The 4,433-nt window shown below is 64.9% G+C and carries 3 protein-coding genes; 1 reads left to right on the top strand and 2 read right to left on the bottom strand.

What is annotated here, in order from left to right; all coding sequences use genetic code 11:
• Both AC1DMG_RS20160 and purT read right to left on the bottom strand, forming a co-directional pair.
• On the bottom strand, positions 1–1,510 hold a 1,510-nt coding region (locus tag AC1DMG_RS20160), incomplete at its 3' end, for an FMN-binding glutamate synthase family protein (RefSeq protein WP_477180982.1).
• Positions 1,511–1,628: 118 nt separating this feature from the next.
• Positions 1,629–2,810, bottom strand: a complete 1,182-nt coding sequence (gene purT / locus AC1DMG_RS20155; RefSeq protein ID WP_441604187.1) for a formate-dependent phosphoribosylglycinamide formyltransferase — start codon at positions 2,808–2,810, stop codon at positions 1,629–1,631.
• A gap of 145 nt (positions 2,811–2,955) precedes the next feature.
• Here purT and AC1DMG_RS20150 point away from each other — a divergent pair.
• The coding region (locus AC1DMG_RS20150; RefSeq protein WP_477180981.1) for a transglutaminase-like domain-containing protein at positions 2,956–4,433 on the top strand (1,478 nt) is incomplete at its 3' end.

The raw sequence follows: 4,433 nt of genomic DNA, 5'->3' as shown, positions 1-4,433 counted from the left end.
GCGTCGCCCTCGGCACCACCGGATACGGATACAGCTTCACCAACGGTACCGAGATGCCGTCATCCCCCACCACGCGACAATGCGTGCGATTGAGCTGCCGCGGCTCATCGACACCGCAACTGTGCGCGATGATGCCGACCTCGTGCATCAGGTTGGTGGCGTAGTTGGCCACGCGCTCGCTCTTGTCGGCGACCACCAAGCCACGCTGCAGCTTTGGATTCTGCGTGGTCACACCCGTGGGGCACGTATTGCGGTTGCACTGCAGCGACTGGATGCACCCCAGCGACAGCATGAAACCACGCGCCGAATTGACGAAGTCCGCGCCCATCGACAACGCCCACGCCACGTCGTACGCGGTGATGCACTTGCCCGAACAGATCACCTTGATGCGTTCGCGTACGCCTCGCACCACCAGCAAGTCGACCAGTGCGGGCAAGGCCTCGTGCAAGGGCAGGCCCACGCCTTCCATCAAGGTTTGCGGCGCGGCGCCGGTGCCGCCTTCCGAACCGTCGACGATGATGAAGTCTGGTGCGTGTTCGATGCCGCGCTTGCCGATCTCGTCGCATAGATCCGCAATCCATTCCACGCCGCCAAACACCGCCTTGAAGCCGACCGGTTTGCCGGTGAGCTCGCGGATGTGATGGATCGCATCCATCAGCTCCTGCACGTTGCCGATGTCGAGATGACGGTTGGGACTCTGCGAATCCTGTCCCACCGGGATGCCGCGAATCGCAGCGATTTCCGGCGTTACTTTCGCGGCCGGCAATAATCCGCCCATGCCCGGTTTGGCGCCCTGGCCGAGCTTGATGCTGACCATCTTCACCTGCGGGTGCGCACAGATATCCAACAGCTTGTTGTCGTCGAGTTTGCCGTCGGGCGTGCGCACGCCGTACTTGGCCGTGCCGATCTCGAAGATGATGTCGCAGCCGCCTTCCAGGTGGTACGGCGCGAGACCGCCCTCGCCCGTGTCCATCCAGATGCCGGCTTTTTTCGCGCCGCGAGACAACGCACGCACGGCCGGCGCCGACAAAGCGCCGAAACTCATCGCCGAGATGTTGAAGAACGCGGCATGCGAATACGGTTCGCGAGAATAAGGGCCCAGCGTCACCGGCAGCGGATCGACGTGTTTTTCGCCCAGCGCGGGAAATGGCGCATTGACGAAAAACGGCACGCCCTCGCCACGCAGGTCGCGCGTGGAACCGAAGCTGTTGGTGTTGTCCACGTTCTTGGCCGCGCGATACACCCAGGTGCGCTGAGCACGGTTGAACGGCAGTTCTTCGCGATCGCTGGAATACAGGTACTGGCGGAAAAATTCACCCAGGTGCAGAAACCAGTAACGGAAGTGGCCGATCACCGGGAAGTTGCGCAGCACGGAGTTGCTGGTCTGGTTGCGGTCGACCAGCCAGACCACTGCGATGACCACGACCAGCAGCGCCAGCAGCACGAGGAACAGGGCGGCGAAAGTTTCCACCATCACCACCAGCCAATGGGCGAAGCCTGTCGGTTGCATCAATGTCTCCGTATGTTCGGCGTCTTGCAGGTCATCCATGCGGGGCTGGCACGATCTCCGGCACCCGCGACTCGTTCAACGATACAAGCGTATTCCTTTCACGCCATGCGCGAGGGCGTCAAAACGTAACGCGGATGAACTTGGCAGCGCGGATCGCTTTTGCCTTCGCGGCCTCCACATCTTCGTCGCGTGCCAGCGTCACCGCCATGCGACGACGGCCCTTCACGGCCGGCTTGCCGAAGATGCGCAGCTGGGTGTCTGGCTCCTGCAAGGCGTCGGCCAGCCCGTGGTACTGGGGCGCCTCGCCCTCGCCTTCCACCAGCACGGCGCACGATGCCGACGGACCCAGCTGGCGGATCACCGGAATCGGCAGCCCAAGGATGGCGCGCGCGTGCAGCGCAAACTCCGAAAGGTCTTGCGATATCAGCGTCACCAGTCCGGTGTCGTGCGGACGCGGGCTCACCTCCGAGAAGATGACGCTGTCGCCCTTCACGAAAAACTCCACGCCAAACACGCCCCAGCCGCCCAGCGCGCCGGTGATCGCCGCCGCCTGTCGCTGCGCCTCCTCCAGCGCGGCCGCGCTCATCGCCTGCGGCTGCCAGGATTCGCGATAGTCGCCGTCTTCCTGGCGATGGCCGATAGGTGCGCAGAAACTCACCCCATCCTTGTGTCGCACGGTGAGCAAGGTGATTTCGTAGTCGAAATCGACGAAGCCCTCGACGATCACGCGTCCCTTGCCGGCGCGACCGCCCGATTGCGCGTACTCCCAGGCGTGCTGCAACTCGCCAGCCTGGCGCACCACGCTCTGGCCCTTGCCGGAGGAGCTCATCACCGGCTTGATCACGAACGGCAGGCCGATGCTGGTTGCGGCGTCCTGGTACTCCGCTTCGGTGTCGCAAAACCGGTAGCGCGACGTCGGCAGCTTCAGTTCCTCGGCGGCGAGGCGGCGGATGCCTTCGCGGTCCATGGTGAGCCAGGCGGCGCGCGCGGTGGGAATGACGCGCAGGCCTTCTTTCTCCAGCTCGATCAGGGTGGGGGTGTGGATGGCTTCGATCTCCGGTACCACGAGATCGGGCTTTTCCTTTTCGATCAGCGCGCGCAGTGCGGCACCGTCCAGCATGTCGATGACGTGGCTGCGATGGGCCACCTGCATCGCCGGCGCGTTGGCATAACGATCCACGGCGATCACCTCGACCGCGTAGCGCTGCAACTCGATCGCCACTTCCTTGCCCAGTTCGCCCGATCCCAGCAGCAACACCCGCAGCGCATGATCGGAATAAGGCGTGCCAAAGGGCTTCATCGATGTCTCCGCGGAGGTGGCAAAGAACCATTGTAGACGGCAGCTCGCGCGATCGCGCGCGACTGCTTCGTCATCACGCAAATTCCATTGACGAAACACACGGACCGGCATTGACTGTAGGTGCACCGTCCCCACGGAGCGACCTATGCGCTACTGGCTTGCCGCGCTATGGATGGCATTCGCGCTGAGCTCTCCCCCTGTCGCCGCCGCCGGGGCGATGGAGAGCGGGCCCACCAGCAACACGACCTGGATGACAGTCATGCTGGCCGGCCGTCGCATCGGCCATCTGCGGATCGATCGCGTCAGCGACGGCAAGATCATTACCACCACGCAGGACCTGCAGATCGAGATCAACCGTTCCGGCCGCACCGTGCCGATGGCGGTGCTGACCCGCAGCGTGGAGACCCTCGACAGCCAGCCGCTGGGCTTTTATTCGCGCAGCACGCTTTCCAGCTCGGACAGCATCGTCGACGGCCAGCGCCAGGCCGATGGCCGCTACGCCATCACCACCACCGTGGCCGGACTAGCCAAGCAATCGACGCTGGCCTGGCCCACGGGTGCCCTGCTGAGTGATGGACAGCGACAAGCCATGGCTGGGGCGGCCAGTCGCCCGGGGCACTACGCGTTGAACTTGTTTGATCCGGCGAGCCAGGACGTGGCCACGGTGGACATCGAGGTGCTGGGCAACGAGCGCGTGTCGCTGCCCGATGGCGCTGAGGTCCTGAACCACCAGCGCGAAGTACTGCAGACGCCCCGCGGCGTTCAACGCATGGACCTGTGGGTCAATGCACGAGGCGAGACCCGCAAGGGTTCGCTGCAAATGCTCGGCCATCCCCTGGACATGCTCGCCTGCAGCCAGGCCTGTGCGCTGGCCCCGGTGCAGGACATCGACATGCTGCGCGCCTCCATGGTGGATTCGCCGCAGGGACTCTCATCGTCCATGCGCGCGGGCTTCCTGCGCTACGTCATCCACGTCACCGACGGCGATGCGCAGCCCCTGATCAGCACGGACGAACAACGCGTCACCTCGCTGGGGCATGGCAACTGGCTGGTGGATGTGGGCAACCCCGTCGCGGGCGGCCAGCCGGCGCCGGTGCCGGAAGACACGCAGCCCAATGCCTGGGTCCAGTCTGACGCACCGCCGATCCGCAAGCTGGCGGCGCAGGCGGTAATCGGGGCCGAAGACGATCTGCAGAAAATGATCCAGCTGCGCGATTTCGTCAGCGCCTATATCCCGCCCCATAGCCGCGACATCGGCTACGCGTCCGCCATGGAGGTGGTACGGGAGCGTGCGGGCGACTGCAAGGAACACGCCGTGCTGCTGGCGGCGCTGGCCCGCGCCGAACATATCCCCGCCCGCGTGGTGACCGGCATGGTCTATGCCGACCGCTACGCCGACAGCTCGCGCGTGTTCGTGCCGCACGCCTGGGTGCAGGCCTGGGTGCACGGGCGCTGGCAGAGCTTCGACGCTGCCCTTGGGCACTTCGACAGCACCCATATCGCGCTGGACAGCGGCGACGGCGATCCCTGGCACTTCTTCAACCTCGCCAACTTGTTCGGACAGATGCGCATTGCCCAGATCGGCACCGCGCCGGAGCAGACCGCGGCCACCATGAGCGGCAC

The organism is Dyella sp. 01N36, from assembly GCF_056399745.1.
Note: the sequence above shows the minus strand (reverse complement) of the source record. Positions and strands in the feature narration are given on the sequence as shown.